The organism is Pseudomonadota bacterium (assembly GCA_011049115.1).
Classification (GTDB): Bacteria; Desulfobacterota; Anaeroferrophillalia; order Anaeroferrophillales; family Tharpellaceae; genus DSCM01.
In genome coordinates this window covers 1-20320 of the sequence record DSCM01000022.1, presented here as the reverse complement: position 1 = coordinate 20320, position 20320 = coordinate 1, and the positions used below count along the sequence as shown (strand labels likewise).

18 protein-coding genes and 1 pseudogene are annotated in these 20320 nt (G+C 55.4%); 2 read left to right on the top strand and 17 right to left on the bottom strand.

Annotated features, from left to right (window positions below):
* Positions 1-23 precede the first annotated feature (23 nt).
* From ENN66_01845 to ENN66_01810, 8 genes are all read right to left on the bottom strand, one after another.
* Positions 24-1727 (bottom strand): tetrapyrrole methylase, encoded by a 1704-nt coding sequence (locus ENN66_01845; GenBank protein HDS15362.1) that lies wholly within the window; start codon positions 1725-1727, stop codon positions 24-26.
* A 179-nt stretch (positions 1728-1906) separates the two neighbouring features.
* Positions 1907-2734, bottom strand: coding sequence for a TonB-dependent receptor (locus ENN66_01840; GenBank protein ID HDS15361.1), 828 nt, complete (start codon positions 2732-2734; stop codon positions 1907-1909).
* A complete protein-coding gene (locus ENN66_01835; GenBank protein HDS15360.1) occupies positions 2506-4059 on the bottom strand; it encodes a hypothetical protein in 1554 nt (517 codons plus the stop codon). The genes ENN66_01840 and ENN66_01835 overlap by 229 nt, the downstream gene beginning before the upstream one ends.
* 438 nt (positions 4060-4497) lie before the next feature.
* On the bottom strand, positions 4498-5220 hold the full coding sequence (locus ENN66_01830; GenBank protein HDS15359.1) for an ABC transporter ATP-binding protein: 723 nt from the start codon (positions 5218-5220) through the stop codon (positions 4498-4500).
* A complete protein-coding gene (cbiQ, locus tag ENN66_01825) occupies positions 5217-5981 on the bottom strand; it encodes a cobalt ECF transporter T component CbiQ (GenBank protein HDS15358.1) in 765 nt (254 codons plus the stop codon). Before cbiQ ends, ENN66_01830 begins: the two co-directional genes overlap by 4 nt.
* Complete coding sequence (gene cbiM, locus ENN66_01820) at positions 5978-6592, bottom strand: cobalt transporter CbiM (GenBank protein HDS15357.1); 615 nt, start codon at positions 6590-6592, stop codon at positions 5978-5980. The genes cbiQ and cbiM overlap by 4 nt, the downstream gene beginning before the upstream one ends.
* Before the next feature lie 533 nt (positions 6593-7125).
* Positions 7126-9006: an RNB domain-containing ribonuclease gene (locus tag ENN66_01815; GenBank protein ID HDS15356.1), complete on the bottom strand. Its 1881-nt coding sequence runs from the start codon at positions 9004-9006 to the stop codon at positions 7126-7128.
* Positions 9003-9365, bottom strand: a complete 363-nt coding sequence (locus ENN66_01810) for a PilZ domain-containing protein (protein HDS15355.1) — start codon at positions 9363-9365, stop codon at positions 9003-9005. The genes ENN66_01815 and ENN66_01810 overlap by 4 nt, the downstream gene beginning before the upstream one ends.
* A gap of 494 nt (positions 9366-9859) precedes the next feature.
* On the opposite strand from ENN66_01810, the gene ENN66_01805 reads away from it, so the two are divergent.
* Positions 9860-10714: a hypothetical protein gene (locus ENN66_01805; GenBank protein ID HDS15354.1), complete on the top strand. Its 855-nt coding sequence runs from the start codon at positions 9860-9862 to the stop codon at positions 10712-10714.
* A 58-nt stretch (positions 10715-10772) separates the two neighbouring features.
* On the opposite strand, the gene ENN66_01800 is transcribed toward ENN66_01805, so the two are convergent.
* From ENN66_01800 to ENN66_01760, 9 genes are all read right to left on the bottom strand, one after another.
* A complete protein-coding gene (locus tag ENN66_01800) occupies positions 10773-11747 on the bottom strand; it encodes a calcium/sodium antiporter (protein ID HDS15353.1) in 975 nt (324 codons plus the stop codon).
* 59 nt (positions 11748-11806) lie between these two features.
* On the bottom strand, positions 11807-13000 hold the full coding sequence (locus ENN66_01795; GenBank protein ID HDS15352.1) for a hypothetical protein: 1194 nt from the start codon (positions 12998-13000) through the stop codon (positions 11807-11809).
* Between the two features lie 133 nt (positions 13001-13133).
* Complete coding sequence (locus tag ENN66_01790) at positions 13134-14372, bottom strand: hypothetical protein (protein HDS15351.1); 1239 nt, start codon at positions 14370-14372, stop codon at positions 13134-13136.
* Positions 14373-14392: 20 nt separating this feature from the next.
* The gene (locus ENN66_01785; GenBank protein HDS15350.1) at positions 14393-14650 is read right to left on the bottom strand and encodes a hypothetical protein; all 258 of its coding nucleotides are present in this window, start codon (positions 14648-14650) and stop codon (positions 14393-14395) included.
* A gap of 19 nt (positions 14651-14669) precedes the next feature.
* Entirely contained in the window at positions 14670-15923 is a 1254-nt protein-coding gene (locus ENN66_01780; protein HDS15349.1) for a hypothetical protein, read from the bottom strand.
* A gap of 62 nt (positions 15924-15985) precedes the next feature.
* Entirely contained in the window at positions 15986-16369 is a 384-nt protein-coding gene (locus ENN66_01775) for a hypothetical protein (protein HDS15348.1), read from the bottom strand.
* Positions 16370-16656: 287 nt separating this feature from the next.
* Complete coding sequence (locus tag ENN66_01770) at positions 16657-17757, bottom strand: hypothetical protein (GenBank protein HDS15347.1); 1101 nt, start codon at positions 17755-17757, stop codon at positions 16657-16659.
* A 73-nt stretch (positions 17758-17830) separates the two neighbouring features.
* Positions 17831-19309 carry a hypothetical protein gene (locus ENN66_01765; GenBank protein HDS15346.1) on the bottom strand — a complete coding sequence of 493 codons (1479 nt, stop codon included), beginning with the start codon at positions 19307-19309 and terminating at the stop codon, positions 17831-17833.
* A 48-nt stretch (positions 19310-19357) separates the two neighbouring features.
* Positions 19358-19981 (bottom strand): hypothetical protein, encoded by a 624-nt coding sequence (locus ENN66_01760; protein HDS15345.1) that lies wholly within the window; start codon positions 19979-19981, stop codon positions 19358-19360.
* Positions 19982-20110: 129 nt separating this feature from the next.
* Between ENN66_01760 and ENN66_01755 the strand changes: the two are divergent.
* Positions 20111-20236: pseudogene (locus ENN66_01755) on the top strand (integrase).
* The last annotated feature ends 84 nt before the right edge of the window (positions 20237-20320 follow it).

The following is a 20320-nucleotide window of genomic DNA, read 5'->3' as shown; positions in this document are numbered from 1 at the left end:
TCTGTCGGAAAGCCGCCGCCGGCTCATCGATTCAGATAGTCGACGCTGTCTCGCAGAAAATCCCCGATATAAAGCAGATACTCAAACGGCGGCCGCTCACCGCCGACCTGCTCGAGAATCGTTCCCAGGGTGCCGTGTATGACCTTTTCCCGGTCGGCATAACCGGCACTGCAGACCAGGGCCACCGGAGTGTCGGCCGCATAGGAGCGGCCCAGGGTATCAACGAATTTCTTGAAGTCGGTGCGCATCGTAAACAGCACCATGCTGCTCTGGTGCACCGCCATCTCTCCGACCGACCAGCCGGAGGCGAAAATCACCGAATGACTGTGTCGGCCTTCGGTGACCCCGGCCCGCAGGGCGGCGTTGGCGGCGTTGAAGCAGCTCAGGCCGGGGACCACCTCGGTATCGAGATCGGCAAGTTCGGTCAGGGCCCAGGCATCGGGGCCATAGATCATCGGATCGCCGCTGTCGAGCATGGCCACGGTCTTGCCCTCAGCCACCGCGGCCCGGACCAGGGCGGCGAATTCTGCCTGTTGCCGATGATATTCTTCGCAACTGCGTCGTTCCCGGCCCTGTTCCTCGGCCTTGACCGCGGCGCAATCCTTGCCGTAAAAAGGGAACAGGCGATGATAAGCGGTCAGCACCTGTTTGCCGGTGAGATAGGCCTGAAATCGATCCCGAATTTTTTCCTGGGCAAAGATCAGATCGGCCTTCTCGATCACCTGCAGGGCCCGTTGGGTGGCGAGATCGGCATCCCCGGGGCCAACCCTGACAAGATAGAATTTACCCCGGCCGGCGGTCCGGAGCGGGGCCGGGCGGTATTGGGCCGTAGCCAGGGCCTGACCGACATAGATCAGGGAACGCCGGCTGTCGATCGCCGACGAGTCGGCCTGGAAACCCGCAACGCTGCCTAAGGTTACCTGTTCGCGACCGACGACCCCGGCATCGGCGACCACGGCCACCGGAGTCTCGGCCGCGTAGACGGCGGCCAGGCGGTCGAAAAGTTTTTTCAGATCGCGGGGCATGAAGATGACCAGGGTGGCCCGCTCGTGCCCGGCCAATTGTTCGATACTGTCGCCGGCACCCTCCCGTTGAAAAGGAGCCGTCAGAATCACCTCGCCGAGACGTACCTGCAGGGCGGCGTTGGCGGCGTTGAAGGCGCTGAGTCCGGGAATTACCTGGGGATCGAGGTCATGCAGTTCCTTGAGACTCCAGATATCCGGGCCGTAGATCATCGGGTCGCCGCCGCTTAAGATTACCACGCGGCGCCCGGCGGCCACGGCGGTCCGCACCAGGGCGGCGAATTCGGCCTGGTGCCGATGATATTCCTCGCAGCTCATGCGCGGTTTACCTGACTCACCACTTGGTTTATCCGCGTTCTCCGGACAGACCTTGCCGTAATACCGGAACAGCACCCCGTAACCGTCGCGCAGCTCCTTGCCGGTGAAATCGACGTAAGATGATAATTCCTCTTTGGTTTTGGCGCTGCAGAAAACCAGATCCGCCTGGCGGATCGCCTCCAGCGCCCGCGTGGTTACCAGATCGGCGTCTCCGGGGCCCAGACCGACCACGGCAAACGAGCCCGGGGTTGTCTGGGGGGCGATGGTCGTTTGGGGCTGCGGCGTACAGCCGATAGTCCAGAGTAACAACAGACCGCTGATCAGCAGTTTTTTGGTTGTCGGTAAAAAGGCGCGCCGGGCGCCAATGGCAGACAATAATCGTTTCATGTTTTCTCCTTGTCGTATCAACCGAGACGAACTCGTAACCAATGATAAAAATCGTTGAGAGGCTGATGGCACGCTGACCGCTCCCGCTTCGAGGCAGCCACTCCGCGGAGTCTTTTCTTGTGCTGTCCTTCAGACTGCGGGAACCCCGCAACCAGGAAGGTGGAGCGGCTACGAAAGCCTCACATTCTGAAACTCAAGGTGGTGCCGAAGGTCCGGTCGGTAGCCGGATAGCCCCGGGCATCGCAATAGTCCTCGTCGAAGAGGTTCTTGATATAGAATTCGATCTTGGCATCCTGAACCGGGCCCCAGGCCTTGCACAAGGTCTGCTCGACCCCGAGATTAAAGCTGTGGTAGGCCGGGTTATCGTGCCGCCGCCAGCTGTAGATCGGATTGTCGGGGTCGCTGTCGTCGATCAGTTCGGATTCCTCGATGGTTTTCTTGTCCTGAAAGGCGTAGTCGAGTTTCAAGGCGGTCCTGGTCAGAAGATGATAACGCAGGCCCGCCGTCACCCGGTTTCGGGCCCGATCGTCGAGTTCGGTGGTGCCGGCGGGCTCGTGGCCCTGGTTTTCGAAATCCTGCCAGGCATAGGTCAGGTAGAAGGAGAGATCCTTGCTCAGATGGCCGGCCAGATTGATTTCCAGCCCCTGCCGGTAAACCTCGTCGAGATTGATTTTGTAATCGCTGTAACGCAGGTTGCCGGCGGAGGAGCCGGAATACCTCGCGTATTGGCTGTTGGAGGCGATATAATCCTTGATCTTGTAAAAGGAGTAGTCGAGCATCAGCACGACATCCCCCCAGAGCCGTCGGTTGAGCACCAGATCGTAACCCATGCCGTGTTCCGGCTCCAGCCAGGCGCCGGCCGGCTTGCCCTGGGGATTGTATTCGCCGTGGGCATCGGGGCGTGCCAGATCTTGCTGATTCCGAGCGAGAGCGAGGTGTCGCGCAGGCTCGGGGCCAGGCCGTCGAGTTTCCAGGTGAGATAGGATTTGGGTACCAGCTGGTTCCATTCGCGCCGAATCCAGGAACCGCGGTTCGGAATGCCGCTGTTGCTGACCCAGATTTTGATATCCTCATACCGCAGACCGAGCCGCAATTCGAGGGCCTCCGCGATCCGCCATTGATGCTGAAGATAGCTGCCCTTTTTGTTGACGCGCTTGTCATCGCCGTCGCTGCCGTCGTAAAGACGGGCCAGCTCGATGCCGACGGTGGTCGAATGCCGGTCGTTCCAGCGATATTCATCCTGAAGGCGGGCCCCTTCCTGAATCCATTCGGTGTAGAACGAACTATGCTTTAAACCCTGGGCATGATCCTGGGCATTGACCCAGTCGAGATAGGCCCGGTCGCGGTCTTCCTTGCTGCGATAGACCCCGGCCGACACCCGGCCGACCGACAGATTCTGGAAGTAATTGAGCCGGTAGGACCAGGCCTCCTTGTCCCAGGTGGGATTCTGCCACGGGTCGAAGCCGGCACCATCGACCCGTGGGTAATCATTATCATAATCATCGACAAAGTTGTTGACCGGCACTTCGCGGTCGATATTGGAACGGGAAGCGGACAGGCTGAGATAGCCGTCATGAGGCAGGACGAAACCCAGGTTGCCGGTGCAGGTTTCGATATCGGTTTCACTGTGGCGCAGAAAACCGTCGGTCGAGGTTTTCTGCAGGCTGATGCCGTAGGTGACGAAATCGACGGCGCCGTCCAGGCTTAAGAGGTAATCCTGTTTCTCGTAGGAGCCGTAGCCGGCGCTGAGCTTGAAGTCGGGTTTGAAGGTATCGCGCCGGGCCGGAGCCTTGGTCACAAGGTTGACGCTGCCGCCGATGGCCTTGCTGTCGTAAAGGGCGGAATGGGGACCGGCGGTAATCTCGATGCGATCGATGGGCAGGGTCGACAACAGGCTGTAATCGACGATGTGCTTGCCTTTGCGGCCGCCGGTTTTCTGAATGGTGAGGCCATCGATGGCGGCCACGAAGCGACCGCTGGAAAAGCCGCGCATGGTCATGGTATCGCTGTCGGGCATCAGATCGGTTTGGCCCCGGAAATCGAAAATCGCCTGACTCTTGAGCAGATCCTCGAAATTGCTCGAGCCGCCGACGACATCGAAATCTTCAATCTTGATGATGGTCCGGGAGGGGCTCTGCTCCAGCCCCAGCGTCAGACTCTCGGCGGTAACCAGCATGTCTTGCAGATGCTGGGCGCTGGTCGCCGAGGTTGGCGAGGGAATGGCTTTCTGTGATTCCGTGGCCTTGACAACCGGCGGCAACCAAGTCAAAAATGCCGTGATGGCCAAGATGATGAGTTCTGTTTTTCTGTAAAGCCTGCGCTGGTCTTTCATGTTGCTTTACACCTTGCACCTTTCTCGTTTCATGAATGGCGTTATAAGCCCTGAACCGGATGGTGTTTTGATTTGACACCCAGGGTGCTTCGGTGTAAGAATATAAACCGAAGTTCCGGTTTTCGGGACTTCTCCAACAAAGCAGCCGTTGTCTCTTGGCGGGGATACGGCTGCTTTACTTCTTTAAAAATGGCTTTCTAATAGTTTGGCTTTCTAAATCATTTTCAAACTGATCGGACACCTCCTTTTCCGGCAAGCAACCACCTCTAATTGTCCATAAAAAAAGCCACGAAAACCGGGGACTATTCTCCCCAAGCCTTCGTGGCCTGATCTCGCTTCCTGCTATGTCGTAAAAAAAACAACCTGTCGCGGCACCTTCATAGAGCCGATTATTGGAGCTCTTTAATCACCGGGCCGCGAAAAGTCAAGTACTTTTCATCAGAACGGAAATTTCATGCCGACCGACCGGCCTGCGCCGCCGTTATCGGCGAGCGATCCGGTGGTCGGCCCCTGCAGACACTTATCCTTGAGCAGGTAGGTCTTGTCGACCACCTGAGCCAAAAAGTCCGGTTCATGCGAGACGACGAGATAGCTGATCTCCATCTCCCGCAGGATGCGGACCAGGCGGCACTTGGTGGCGTCATCCAGGCCGGCGCTCGGTTCGTCGAGCAGCAGGACCTTGGGTTCCATCGCCAGCACCGCAGCCAGGGCCACCAGACGTTTTTCGCCGCCGGAAAGTCGGGTCGTGATTCGGGTTTCGAACCCTTCGAGTCCGAGCCGGGCCAGGGTTTGCCGGGCCATGGCCACGGCCTCATCACGGCTCTTACCCAGGTTTAGGGGGCCGAAAACCACATCCTCCAGCACCGTCGGGCTGAAAAGCTGGTCGTCGGCATCCTGGAAGAGTAAACCGACCTGGCGGCGCACGGCGACGAAATCCTTCTCCTCGATGGCCGGTCGACCAAAGATCTCGATCTCTCCGGTATGCGCTTTGAGCAGGCCGACGATCAGGTGGAACAGGGTGGTTTTGCCGCCGCCGTTGGGAGCAATCAGGCCGATTCGCTCACCTTGACAAACGGACAATTCCAGGTCGCGCAGGACGGGTTGAGATTCAGGATAGGCGAAACCGAGGTTTCGCAAAACGATAATCGGTTTTTTATTCATAACGGAATGATCTTTCCCCACTCCAGCAAGGCCAACCCTGAAATCAGTAAGCTCATGGTTATGGCGAAACGCCGATGGCGCGGGTGGGCTGGGTAGTCAACCAGACAATAAAAACGCCCGGCAAAGCCACGGCAACGCATGGCCTGTTCCACTCGTTCGGACCGGGCCGCGGCCCGCACGAAAAGCATGGCCACCAGGTAGGCGATGGTTTGATAAGTGTGCAGATTGGTGCGGGGTTGGAAGCCCCGCACCCGGATGGCCCGCAGCAAGCGCCGATATTCCTGTTCAATAACGAAAATATAGCGGTAAGTGAACAGTAAAAGATGCACTAATTTATCCGGCAAAAGCAGACTTTTCAGGGCATGGCCGAGAACTGAAAAATTCATGGTTGCGACCAGGGCGATAAAAAAAGCCGGAATGGCCAGAGACCTGAGAGAAATCTGCAAAGCGAGAGTGACTCCCGGCTGGCTGATGGCCAGCGAACCCAGTTGATAATAGTCGGCCCCTGGAACGGTGAGGGGCAAGATTATCCATAAAAAAGCCAGGAGTTTCGTTATCACCCACAAGCGGCGCAGAACCGGTAAAGGGTCGAGGCGGGCTGCGAACAGCAGAGCGCCGGCGATAACCAGGCCTCCGGCCAAGGTTGAAAAATGGTGGGAAACGGCCACCACCAGCGAAAAACCGACGGCTGCGACCAACCGGAAACGCGGATCGATTCGATGGAGCGGCGAGTCGCCTTGAGCAAAAGGTTCTTCGATCATCGGGTAGCTTCCAGGTCGGCCAACATTTCCGGTCGGACCTGTTTGATGAATCTTATGCAGAACACGGTGATCAGACCCTCGATAATCATTACCGGCAAATGTGCCAGCATTACCAGTTTGGCGACTCCCAGGAAAGACTCACCGGTGAGAAACAGGGACAGGGATACCATGATGGCTGTAAATAACACCGCGCTGAAACCGCACAGGAATGCCGCCGGCACGGAAACTATCGCCTTGGAGCTGCCGATTCCGGGCCGAAACAGAAAAGCGCAAAGTACGGCCGGCAAGGCAATGTTCATAGTGTTGACTCCCAGTGAGGTCAGGCCGCCGAACTGAAAGAGCACGGCTTGTAAAAACAAGGCCGTCAGGATCGTCGGGAATGCCATCCAGCCCAGAAATAAGCCCAGGATACCATTGAGAATGAGATGCACGCTGGATGGACCGATGGGAACATGAATAAATGAAGCGATGAAAAACGCCGAGGTCAGAATCGACACCTGGGGCATCTGCCTGTAATCGAGTTTTTTCAGGCCGAGTGCGGTGCCGCCCGAGGTCAGGATCAGGCCGGTACAGAGCACCGGCGCCGAAATGACACCTTCCATGATATGCATATTTTCTCTCCGTCGAGTATGGTTGTCATGCGTTATTTTCGAATTCCGGCCGAACTTGGCGCCTTTGGGAACATGACCGCCGTCTGGTCAAGGCCGCCACAACAAAAAAGGTCACGAAGGCCTGCGCTCAACGCGAGCAGCGGTCTTCGTGACCTTTTTGTATTCATCCGCCCGTCAAACCGGCGGAAAATGATGGCTTTGCGAAGCGCTGAATCCGTCTCCGTTGCCGAATCCGGAAACGGAGAGTAGAAACGGTGGCGGCTTCAGCCGCCGTTAGTGTCCCCGACTCTAACTTATGACCTTTCCAAAGTCAAGTTTATTTTTGGGGTCGATGGCCAAGCGATCTGAATTCTGATTTGCGTGTTCCAATCGCTTGGCTGTATGCCGACACGAAGGGGGAACTCGCTGCAGATCACGCAAGGTCGTAGCTGATCCGTATTCTTTATCGTCGTGAAGGCTTACTCTTGTTCATCATTTCCGCATCGTCCGGCGGAGTGAATTTCACAACCGGGCCTTTTCGGCCCGGTTGTGTTTTATAAAGGTTTGCTGCGAAAAAAGACTTCCAGCCAGGGCAGATTGATTCGGGGGGAGTCAAGTTGCACCCAGGAACCGAGGACAAGTTCTCCGGCGCCGCTCAGTTCGGTTTCGAGCGCCAACTCCGGAATCAGAAGTTGAACTTTTCGATTCCAGCGCGCCACCACGATGCCTTTTCCCCGCCAGTCGGGGTTTTGTTGCAGATAGAGCAGGGTCCAGTGACGATTGGCCAGCCGTTCCGCCTGCCGAACGCGGGTGCTGGGCAAACTGACCGCCATGATCCGTTCCCCGAGTTCTTTTGCCGATAATGGCGGGCGGCCGGCCAAGTGAAGACGCAGTTGCTGATGAGCCACCAAATCGAGATAACGCCGTAAGGGACTGGTCACTCTGACATAGGCGTTGAGACCGAGTCCCGCATGCGGCAGGGGAGATGTCGCCGGGCGACCGGGCTTCATTTTCCGTCGGAGATTGTACATGGCGACAAGCTCCGGCAGGGAATTTGTCGCGCCGGTCGGGTCTTCCATGGGTTTCGGTTGGCCGGCGTAAGGCATCGCCAGCGCGTGTCGCTCCGCATAACGGGCGGTCGCGGCTCCCGCCATCAACATGGCTTCGCTGACCAGGACCCGGCTGGCGAGACTGGGCAGCGGCGTGATTTTGACCTTGCCGTTTTCAGCTTTGATACGGCATTCCGGCAGATCGATTTCGATGGCGCCAGCCGCAAGCCGCAGCTGCCGGTGGGCTGCGGTCAGAAGCTCGATTCTTTGTAAAATAGGATTGCAAAGCAGTTGTTTTTCCGCCTCGGCATAGTTCAATCTGGTTACCCGAATACGGCTGGGAATGATTTCCAGATCGGTTACGATCCCGTTATCATCCACTTCGAGCGCAAAAGAAAGAGCCGAAGATGTGGTTTCCAGTCCGATGCCGAATCTGCGGTTAAATTCCGGCGGCAGCATGGGGTGGATCATTTCCGGAAGATAGAGCGTCGCGGCCCGGTTTCTGGCATAGAAGTCAAGTGCGCTGTCGCTCTCAACGCCGGCGGCGATATCGGCGACGTGAACCCAGAGCCGGCGGCCGTCGAAACTGATGGCGTCATCAGGGTCGTTGCTGCCCTCATCGTCGATGGCGAAAGCTGCAAGCTCGCTCAGATCAAGACGCTCCGCGGTGGTCTCGGGGAGGATTTCGATCCTTTCCCGTGGTTCTGGGGCGGTGTCGGAGGTGAGCACGCCAAGTCGTTGCGGATAGGGATTGAAGTGCCGGGGCCAGAATTTCAGTTCAAGCAGGGTGGCGTGAGCGTGTTCCTGGGTTTGCTGCCGACCCAGGTGCTGCAGGAGTCGGCTTTCCGAGCCTTGGCCGAGAGCCAGGTTTTCGATCTCGAGCATGAATTCCCGGTCGTCTTCCAGGATTGAGCCCTTTTCCACCCTTTCGATGAAGGCCTGCCATTTTTCTCGGCGGGCCTTTTTAACTTCTCTTTTTTCCCGTTCCAGGGCGTAATCTTCATCATTCCTGGCCTGAATCAGGTGGGGAGAGCCGTAAAAGTGAAGACCTTCGGTCACGACCAGCCAGGCGCTCCAGATGCTGGACGGAGTAGTTTGATTAAACAGCAACTCGGCCAGTTCCGGCAGGGTCGTTTCCTCTCCGCTCAGCAAGGCGCGGATCTCGTTGAGAAGCTCGGGTTCGGGAGATAAAATCTGCAGGTTCTCGACCGGTCCGGGGTGCAGGCAGCTGACATCCTTGTCGCGGACCTTTTTATTTTGTAACGGAAGGCTGGAGATGATTTCTATCTCAAGTTTGTCTCCCGTGCGAATCAGTTTCGCCGGCTGACTTTTGTAAAGCAGCAGGGCTCCGTTTTTAAGTTCAGGGAGAGATTTTGCTGAAGTCATGAAACCTTCTGGAGAAAATATAGTTCTCTGACGACTTGATCCTGGTCCCCGAGATTGAATTCAAGGAGACGACGCAGATGGGTCATGCTTTCCGCGTTATAACCGGTGAATTTAAAACCATAGCGATTTTGTTCAAGATGGACCAGCCTGGCATTGAAGACCAGAGAAATGTCTGAAGATGGAAGAAAGACCCTGATGCTGACGTCGTCTTCAAGGTTTATCGGCAAGCGAGCGGATGAACTGATCAGGGCGCCTTTCAGGGAGATATCGAGAAGCTCGCCGCCGTAGGAGTGGGGGCCGATTTCGAGTTTGGTGTGAGCCTTGAACTTAATGCGGCTGAAATTACGGTTTTCTTCCATCCTTTTTCTCCTTGTCAAAAATGGTGGTTCGGGTCCGGCGGTCTGGCTTGAGATGATAATGGGTTGATTATTCTGGCAAACCACATAAAGCGGACAAGGCCTGGCTGCGGCAGGGTTTTTCAGAACGAAACCGGTCAGTCTCAGCCTAGCTTGTACTGTCACAACTGTCAACCGGAAAAAACAAGTGGTTCAGCTCGGGCTTGGTGATGGTTTTTAAGTGACAGGTTTTTTACCACCGGTCGGGAGACTTTTGCCGGGCAACTGTGATTTATGGAAGTTGGGGGGACGAGGCCCAGATTCAGGATGTGATTCGGGTTTCGGGTTGACTTCGATCTGGAAATCTGTAATTTATGCCCCGGTAGCTGATGAAGTTTTGTCCTGTGAGGTGAAGCCTTCGGTAAACAGTAGTGTTGAGCTTCCGGAGTCCTTTACAGAGAAGGTGAAAAAATATCCGGCCTGATGGGGCCGGCGGTTTACAATTGTAAGGAATTATTATGTGTGAAAAGGCTGAAATTTACGATGCCCATGTGCACTATCTCTGGCGTCATTCACGGCTTGAAAACCGCGACGGCTGTTTGTCTTTACGGGAAAAAGGTTTGAAAGGGCTCGGCTTGATTGTGATGGGACATCATCCCTCGGATCCGGAGAAGTGTCTGGCTTTCATTCCTCATTCATATCACGATAAAATTGGTCGTCATCTGTTTTTCGGCAGCGAAGGCATGGCTCTGCCGTCACCCGAAGAGTTCCCCGGTCTTGAGGTTTTTCCGTACCTCGACAGCCGTTATCTGACGGAAGAGGAATCCGATCTGTCCAGTTTCGCCGCAGCCGGTTTTCGCGGGCTGAAACTGCTTTATGTACCCGAGGAAGATAAAGTTTATGGAATGACCGGCTGGCCGGGACTGTTCGGCAAAAGCCGCCGGGATTTTGAGCGTCTGACCATTGGCCTGATCGAACAGGCCCGGGCTTTGGCCTGGCCTGTGATCTTTCATGTCGATCTGCGTCAGGAAGAAGGTTTTGTCGAAAATATTCTGGCGGATTCCGGTGACCAGATATTTATCTTTCCTCATTTCGGTTTTTCCCGCAAAATCATGGCCCGACTTCTGATTCACTATCCCGGTTGTTTTACTGATTTCTCCTCATTATTGCCGTTTATGAAAGCAAGTCCGCAGGCGTATCGTGATTTTATTTTAACCTATCAGGATCAGGTCTTGTTTGGTTCGGATGCGACCAGCGACTGGCCGGAGCTGATCTGTGATTATATTGATACTGTCGCGAACTTGATTGGCGATGCCGCGGTTTTACAAAAAATCTTCCGGGATAATTATCTTAAGTCACATCGTCTTTCCTGATCCCCGGGCTGTGAGGCGTGGAAGGCTTAATCGGGCTTTTTGCGAAAAAGAGATACCGTCAGAAAAAACCTCTGATCAGATACGCGGTATAGGCAAGGTAAGCGGTCAGCAGGGACGCGCCGGCGAAGCGGTTGATGCGGTTGCCGCGGCGGGATTGGCGAAAGCGATAGCTCAGAATAAGCAGGGAAACGGTCAGCCCGGCTATGAATGGAATATCGCGATAGAGGACTTCGGGCGCGACGCGCAGGGGCTGAATGGCTCCGGCAATGCCGACCACGGCCAGGGTGTTAAAAAGGTTGGAGCCCAGGATATTGCCCAGAGCGAGATCATGCTCGCCTTTACGGGTGGCGATCATTGAAGAGGCCAGCTCGGGCAGCGAGGTGCCCACCGCGACGATGGTCAGGCCGATGACCAAATCACTGACGCCAAAGGCCTGGGCGATGGCAACCGCGCCCCAGACCAGAAGACGGGAGCTGACAATCAGTAGGACCAGGCCGACAAGCAACCGGGAGACGCTTTGTTCCAGCGGTACCGCTTTGTTCTCCAGCGTTTTAATTATCTCATGGCTCAGGGGGTCGGTTTTACTTTTCAGGCCCTGATGGATGGTCCAGACCATCAGCGCGCCAAAGACGCCGAGTAAGACCAGGGCTTCGCCACGGGTGAGCTGGTCATCCCCGAATTGCCAGGCCGCCAGGGCGGTGACGGCGAGCAGCAGCGGGATTTCCCGGCGCAGCACCTGGGAATGAATGGTAATGGGGTTGATCAGGGCCGTAAGCCCGAGAATCAGCGCGATATTGCTGATATTCGAACCGTAAGCGTTACCCACGGCCAGCCCGGGGTTTCCCTGAAAAGCCGCCAAGGCGGAAACCACCATCTCCGGTGCGGAAGTGCCGAAACCGATGATCACCATGCCGATCAAAAGCGGCGGCATGCCGAAATGGCGCGCGGTCGCGGCCGAGCCCTCGATGAAATGGTCGGCGCTCCAGACCAAGAGCCCCAGCCCCAGAACCACCGCGAGAAAAGCGGCTAGCATAGCTTTCCTGTTCTCTGTGAAAATTAAATTTCTATCCAAACTCGTCAAAAGTCCAGATTTTACTTCAACGCGTCCTCCGCCTCGGCAAAACCCAGGTCAAAACATTGATCGTCGTCACCGAAAACGAAGTAAAGACGGTCGTTTTGTACGATCAGACCAAATCTCACCTCATCCGCTTCGACCAGATCATCCAGAAAATCTTCAAAATCAATGGACGGGTGCATAAATTTTCCGGGATCAGCCTTGAAACGATAGATCTGCGTCAGATTCTGTCCTCGGCTTTTACTGATGAAATTGCCATGTTCCTTCAGGGCCCGGCGGAGGTTTTTCGACCAGCCCCGGTCATGAAAGGCGCAAAACTGCAGACTGTATTCAAACCCTTCGTTAAGTTTGCGGCGCCAGTCGGCGACCACCTCGCCAACCGCAACTTTTTCGCTGATCACCTTGGCGCCATTGCGCATGGCGTTGATCACTGAAGCCTTTCGGTTCTCGCCGTTGCCGTAGACATCGCGACTGAAAGAAATAACATCGTGTGAAAGAATATTATAGAAACGCAGGGTCAGACCAACTCTGGTTTTGTAGTAGCGGCCCTGGTCGAGCTCCTGCAGGTCTTCCGGATTGATGTCGAGAGTTCCGTATAAAAGATAATTAACCTCGCTGGATTGTGAGACGAAGCTGGTCAGAATCGCATTGCTGCTGTCGCCGTTCTCCAGGCGTCGAAGCATGGCGGCCGGGGCCGGAGCGATGCGAAATCCGCCTTGGGAAAAGTATTCCTCGAGATGATTGTTGATACGGTCAATAAAGGCCTGACGATTTTCTTGCAGCAGCGGCGGAATGGTGCGAAAGGTAATGCCGATATTGATCTGAGGGCGATCCATGGCGAGGAGGGTGGTTTCCCGTTTCCTGTTGATCAGAGCCTGCAGGCCGGTTTTGTCGACCGTGCAGAAAAAAACCGGTTGTACGAAACCGTCCTGCTGTTTATTCTGATTGAGAACCCGATTGATGGTTACCAGTTTTTCAGCCTCGGCATGAGCCTGTTCTTTTATCTCGGTGGCGATTTCCCGGTTTCCCATCAGGTTTAAGGCCCGGTCCACGGCGAGCCGCCGAGCCTGGTTTTCAGCTGTCTTGAGGTCGGCGGCCCGGACCACCAGGGCATCAACCTTGAGGAGTTCTCCGGCTTTGGCCGGTACGGGCAGGGAGCATAGTGAAAACAGTATAAACGGTATAAGAATCCAGGACTGCAAAAATTTCATCGCTTCCTCTCTGTTGCTTGAAAATGGTTTCCAGAGTTTCGCTCTGATGCGGCGGCCTCAGGGCTAAGTCAGTTTTAATCCTTTACGCTGGACCTGTAAAGTGATGCTTGCAGGTTGAGGGGCGGGCAGGGCTTCAGGGGCCGGCCAGCAGCGCCGGCGAAAATTGCGTGATGGCATTGATGACGCTGTTGAAATAGTAGAGATCGGAAGGTTTTCGGGTTGTGGTCAGAAGCTGCCGGTAGGTATTGCTCAGGGAATGAACCTGGGGCGCCTCAAGCCCTTTTGTGAACAAAGCAAAATCAAGCAGGCTGGTGTAGCTGCGGACAAAGGTTTCCTGTTCCGCCTGGTGGTTTTCTTCCTCCACCAGGCAGCGCAAGCTGAGCTTTACAAGATTTTTGGGGGCCGGAACTTTGAGGCAGAGTCGGGTTTGTCCTGAATCCCCATAACCGCCCAGACACTCTTCACTGAAAACGACATCACCTTCCTTGTTCGCGGTAACCAGGGTATGGACGCTCTCGGTCGCCTGGCCACTGAAACCTGGGAGAAACACTACCGGTCTATGGTTGGCCAGGGTCGCGTTAAAGTAATAACGGATAAAGGTTTTAAGCTGATTGGCGGTTTCTTCATTGAGAGTCGTGCCCTGAACGCGAACGCAGCCGGGGCAGAGGGGCGCGACGCCAAAGGTTTCATCGAGCTGCCCGCTGAGCCGGCGCAAAATGTCGCGCTGTTCCCCGGGGAGCCCGAAAAATTCCTGCCAGTCGGACAGCATTTTCCGGGTGAAAAGGTTTTTTCGATCCTCAAGTCTGTGGGCCAATTCGGTCAGGGCCAGGTCCAGCATAGCCGAAGTCTTTGTCGGCTGGCGCTCCTGCTGAATGACAAAGAAAGGACGAGAAGAGAGCAGGTTGCGGCTTTGCAGATGAAAAAGATTCAGGGAGCCGAAAAGATAGCCGACATAGGTTTTGACCGGCTGTCCGTGAACCAGGCTTTCATCCGGGGCGAAAGCGAGCACCTGTTCCAGCGCGAGAAACAGACCATAAGTGGTGTCCAGGTTTTCCAGCTGCTGCAAAGCCCCCGTTGGTTCGTCCTGAGTCATGCCGAGATAGCCAAGATAGGTCATCTCATCCCATTGCAGGCTTTTGAGCAGGCCGATGATGACCCCGTTATCCGGATCCTCATAACGTTTAAGGTGAGCCTGGTAAATCTTGCCGAGCTGGTGATTAAGCTCCGGTTGGTTGCTTTCCGTGGAAACAAAAAAACCGCACCAGCAGAAATTGGCCACCGCGGCCCGGGCCGGGAGCGGATTTTGCCAGAGCAGAGACAGGGCTAGGGCGAAGACCGCCGCAAGACGACAAAAATTGGGACGTAATTGCATAGAATCTGGTGGCGGCGTTCTCAATAGCTCAGGACGATTCCGGTTTTCTGGTCAAATAATCGTTCGGCTTCCTTGATCCTTTCGATATCGCCTTGCATTTGCGAGCTGTCGCCGGCCAGGGACCGGCGCTCCTGACGGGTGGCGGCGGCTTCGCAGGCGGCGGCGCTGGAGGCTCCGGCCAGCGTATCCCTGGCCTGATAGGCCGCGCTCGGAGCGCAGGCGGAAAACATGGCTGATAAAAAAAACAGGGCTGGCCAGCAGAGAAAAAGCCTGCGCATGAAACAATCCTTTGTTTTTTTAAAAGACCGGTTTGCCAAAAGCCTTATCGGCTTTGCTTTTGGCTTCGTCATGGAGTCTTGCATACATCCGGCCGGCCATCTTTTGGTTCTGTTTTTCGATCTGCACCATTTCCAGCTGCAGATTTTTAATTTTCAGCTGTTCCTTTCGAGCCGCCTGATTAATGGCGTCCATCTGCTCTTCCCAGGAACGATTGAGTTTTTTCCTCAGGCTGCGAAGCGTGATTCCGGAAGCCGTGATCTCTTCCTGAGCCTGAGCGCCGGCTTCTTTGATCGTGGCGGCCCGGCCGGCGAACTGGAGTCTGGTTGTATTAAAGGTGTTCAAGGTGTCGGTCAGTTTGGCGATGCGTTTGAGCAGGTTGCCGACCTGGCCGGCAACCTGAAGGTTCTCGATGAAACTGCGGTGACTGTCGTCCCGCAGGAGAGCGCTTAATTTGGCGCTGTGCAAAGCCATGATGCCGACATGCTTGGTGGCTTCGGCTGCGACCAAGGCGCCTTGCTCGTTAAATTTATTGATGGCGTTGCTCATTTCCTGCTCAGCGTGGCCGAATTCGGCGGAAATTTTGCTGAAGGTCTTTTCCGCTTCATCAAAGTTCAGATAAAGATCGCCGATGCGCTGAACATAAGCGTCAAGCAGTTCGGTCAGCGCTTGATTCTGACTCTCGATCTGAGCGGTGAAGCCGCAGGCGATCAGCGGATTGTGACTGATTATTTCACTGACTGAACGGCGCAGGTTATGATTGGTTTTATTGTTGAGAACTATGGTTTCGGCAGTTTCGGAAAGACCCGCCTGGGCCTTTATTTCCACCTGATTGAGCAGCCGGATCTGGGAGATTCTCTTCTCCTGGGTGCGGCGGTTGAATTCAATGGCGCTGCAGCCGTTTTGACGGTTGAGATCAAGCAGATCCCGCCGCAGTTCATAATAGGCCTTGCCGAGATTGAACCAGATCCCTCCCTGCATGGCCTGATAAGTGCGAAGCCGAGTGAAAACCTTATTGATTTCAGCCTGCATGGCTTCGGTTTTGGCGGCAATCTGTTCCCCTAATTTAATCTGGTCCAGGGCTGCGGCGATCAGATCTTCGCCGCTGGTGACGATAACTACGTCGCTGCTGGTGAAGGAGTCGGGGCCGCCGGCCTTGGAACCTCCGCCCAGAATTAGGCCGCCACCGATTTTACCAACCGTGCCGAGAACGTCCAGCATACCGGCTTGGGCTGAAGGAAGCCAGGTCAGACTGCAGAAAGCAAGACCAGACAACAGCTGTCTGCCGAGGCGACAAAACAGCTTTTCTCTCCTTGGGTTTTCTCTTGAACCTGCGCTCATTTGAACCCGGAATCGAAGAAAATCTCAAGCAGATTTTCGTTGGTGGCCTGGGCGCGGATAGGAATGATCCGTTTGATCGGCAGATGCCGCTTCAGGCGAAGGATCAGTTTGTCAAGCGGGCCGTCATAAGTCAGAATGTAGCAGAGACAGGTTTGCCTGCCACCGCAGTTCTTCCAGGAACGCCTGAGGTTGGAAACCCCTGGCGCTTCAGCCAGAAGGGGGTAAATGCGATCCTGGTAGACCTCAGTGAATTCGTAAAAACAGACGGTCACGGGGCGGGCTCTGGTGTCGTGGCGGTGCGGTCCGCCGCCGGCGCAGGCCTGAAGAAAAAACAGCCCGAAAAGGCAGCTGAAACCGAAAACTTTGCGGAACAAAATCATTTCACACTCCCATAGATGGGGTCGCCTCTGAAGACGAAGTCGAAAAAAAGACAGGCAGAGGGCCCGTGTTCTGTCAAAACAGCAAAAGCCGCTGGTGGCATGCATGAAGAATGACACCAGCGGCGGTAATTCAGTTGCCGTTTTTTTCTTTACGACGGAGACCCACTCCGCAACCCGAATACGGTTTTTGTGCCCCGCACCTGACGGTGCGTCCGAGGGACGCAAATAAATACTCTTATCCGTTATCCGCCTTTTTTTTAAGCGAAAATAAACGGTAAGGTGTAGTTTTATTCAAATCCAGGGCGATTACGTTCGCGGGCTTTGTACGGATCATGGCGGCCGGAAAATTCACGATCCCGCATTCTTTCCCGGTCGAAAATAAACTGAATCATGCGGCTGGTGGCGCTGCCGGTCCTGATTCCCATCAAAAGATTGACTTCGTCCGCGCCGTAGCGGTAAGGGACACCATTCAATACCAACTCGCCGCCTGCATCCAGAACCTGGTTGATCATGGTCATGATATTGGCTTGCAGGCGAAAAGGATCGGTGCCTTCATGCGTGACCCGCCAGGTCGACCAGCTGGCCTTGGCGTTGTTGGGAACGACATTGGCGCCGTAGCGTTTGGCTTCGATGACCCCGGAAACCGTGTTGAGAATTTTGCCCATGACCTCGGCCGCTTCATATTCGGTGGCTCCGTCGAGACGAACCTCAAGGATGTTTTCATACTTTTCCAGGTTGCGCGCCAAAGCTCCGCCTTCGCCGGAAGATGCGGAACCGACCACAGCCCCACCGCCGCCGATCGCCCTGCCGGTACCGGCCCCGCCGCTCCAACCAGTCAACTTGCGACCCACGACATCGCCAACTTCTTTTTCGCACTCAGCAATTGCGTCGTCACAATCCCTGGCGGTTTCAACCCAGGATTTGGAAACCCCGATGCCCAGATCGTGTCCGGCGCTGTCATAGCCTTCGCCGTCAAGGCGGGCTTTCGCCTGGCAAAAACCATCCTGGGTCTGACGGACCTTGACGCGAAGCCAGACGACATAGGCGGCGTCGACTCCGTAACGTTTGCAGACCTCCATGCAGGCCATCGGCGAATCCTCACGAGCTCTTTCCATGACCCGGTTGAATTCACTTTCGCCGGCATCTTGGGCAAAGGGGTTGACAACTTCAAAGTCATGACGGACAAGCTGGTTATTGATGAAGCGCATCATGCGACGAAAGTGGAGCGTGGCGTCACCGCCCCCCTTGGCGTCGGCTCCTTCTTCGACATAAAAAGGCAGAACGACTATCCGTTGCTGGGCCGCGGCCGAAGCGGCAAGTCCACCCAACAGCAGACAGAGAATGCCGACCAGAAGAAACGATTTTTTAAGAAATCCTCTTTGACTCATTTTCCCCTCCTTAGTAGAAATTTTGATTTGTCCCTTTGTTTACCGATCACACGAGTTTGTTCATGTAACGTTATCAATTGAAGCCGCCGTCGAAATGAACCTCCAGCCGTCCGGGGCCATAGCTGCGTAAATTGAAACCAATACTTCTCGAGGTGCGCAGATATTGGGTCAGCCAGGCCGCCAGGTCTTCCGCGGAACCATTATACCAGATTTCGTAACAGAGACAATCCCGGTTTCGTTCGCAGAGCTCGTCCGCCCGCCGCAGCCAGGTGACCCCGGGCGCCTGATTGAGGACCGGATAGATTCTGGCGGCCAGGGTTTCGGTGAAGTCATAAAAACAGAGATTCAGGTCCTGGCTGGGGCCGTTCCAGGGCTTGCGCACCAAAGGGCTTTTGTCGGGAAGCGGCTGGACTAATCTTCGTTCTCCAGCTTTGGCCGGTCGGTGATCGTTGTAACGATAGCGTAAATTCTCGCCGCTGAAATAGGCCTTGGCCGTGAACCCGGAAACGTAAGTTCCGCCGGCATCTTCGACCACCAGCGCCCCGCTTCGATCCTCAAGAGGATTGGTGCGCCACAGGGCCCTTAAGGCGAGGCTGAAGACTCCGTTTTTGGTGGCCTGGCTGAGATCGGCCAGCAGGAGCACGGTGCCGACTTCAAATTGGGGTAACTCGATCGCTTTGAAAAGATGGGCATGCCATTGGTAAAAATCAATCTGTTGCAGGGCCGCGCCAAAATCCTCGCGGCTGAGTACGCAGGTAAAGCCCCTGCGGCTGATCAGGGCCTGCTGCAAAGCTTCCTGAATTTCGCGGTTGAGACCGGTGGCCAGATGGGAGGACGAACCGGTGTGCAGCAAGACCTTGATTTCCCGATCGGAGACGGTCTGGCCGGCGACCTGAAGACCATTGGCGTAACTCTCGGAAAGCTCGGAGGTCAGACTGTAAGCCAGCCTGTCCAGGGAACTGAAGGGGCGTTCTTCGAGTCCTTCAGGGAAGGGATTGCGGTTGGCGGCTTCATAGTAGAGTTGCCGGGCGAGACTTTCCCGGCCGAAGCCCAGAGGGCCGCTGGCGACAACCCCGCTCAGGTTGCGTCCCTCGGCGTTGCGGGCCGTGATGGTGGCATTGACTCGATCCAATACGGTGTCGGCCGTAATCTCGACTTGGTAAATGATCGCTGTCGTCAAACGCCGGCGTTGTTCCGGAGCCAGATTCTGAAAACTCAAGGCATGACCGGCGCGGAGTTCGAACCAGTTCTGGCGGGTCAATTGAAAAATATCATGCGATTCCCGCAAGCGCGTCTGCAAACGTTCACATAAGATTTCTTCAAGTCGACTGAAATATTCACCCTGAATGGCGGAACCAGGGACAATCGCGGCCGGCGTTGGTTCCGCCCGGCTGAAGCTCTGATCCGCAACGAGGTCGGCCAGCAGATTTTCGATTCTTTCATCAAGCAGGCGTTCGGCCTTGCTGGGAGCGTAATCGACCGGGTATAGACCGGCGCAGGCGCTGAGGGAAAAAATCAGGGTTACGAGCAGGAGCAGACGCGAAAAGTTCATGGTCAACCTCTTTAATGGTGATGATGAGCAGTTGTCCCTAGAAAATTTTTATTCGAAGCCGGGTTGGCTATAATCCCGCCATGGGCGAGTGACTCGCCGGTGCCCGTGGCATCGAACCCGATCCGTATCGGCGGCAAACACCAGCGATTCGACAAAACGCAACCGCCGGCTGCTTGCCTGCCAGGGTTTGATTGCCTGTAAGCTTTCGCTTTCTCCGGCGGTCAAGGTCAGTTCGGAACCGTTGACCGGATAGACGACCGGTTTTTCGGCGCTGATTTCTTTCAGGCGCTGATAGATACTGCTCTCCAGGGCGAACGCGGTGGTGCCGGTATAAGTGATTTGCCACTCGACCAGGCTGGCTCTCGGGTTGTTCGGATCAAGGTTGAGACGGCAACGTCTGGCCTCAAGCACGCCCGGGCAATGGCTGATAATATCGTGAAAAATCTCGGCCAGCTCATAGGAACCGACCCCGACAAGTTCCAAGCTCAGAAAATTATCCCGAAGTTCAGGCGCCCGCCCCCAAAAACCTTTTTCCGGGGCTGTCCGGGTGACGGCCGCTGCCGCCCCGGAGCTGATAAACATTGGCAAAAAAAGCAGACTCGCGATGATAATGCTGTGCAGTATAGCGGATTTGTACGGGTAGGGCAAGTTATCTCTTGATAAAGTTTTCATTTACTCCTCCGAATAAAACAATATCTTGATGTTCTGGTTGATGGCCGCCGTCCTGGTTCGAACGAGGACGATTTTTATTGTTTTGGTTTATCGAAGGAGATTTCTGTTTTTCCAAAAAAAATGTAACTTCGGCCCCACCAGGGTACCAGCAACAACGTCATCTGTGCCGATTTCCAGCGCACATCCGAAGGTCCGGTCAAGCGGCAGGAGCAGCTTGGCGGCATCGTCGCCTGGTACGAGCGGGAAGCGGCGTAAACCACACTTCCTCTATGTAACATTCGCACCCGTTTTCCGCAAAGCGGGATTGTTCCCGGCGAAGATTTCGGACACCGGTTCGGT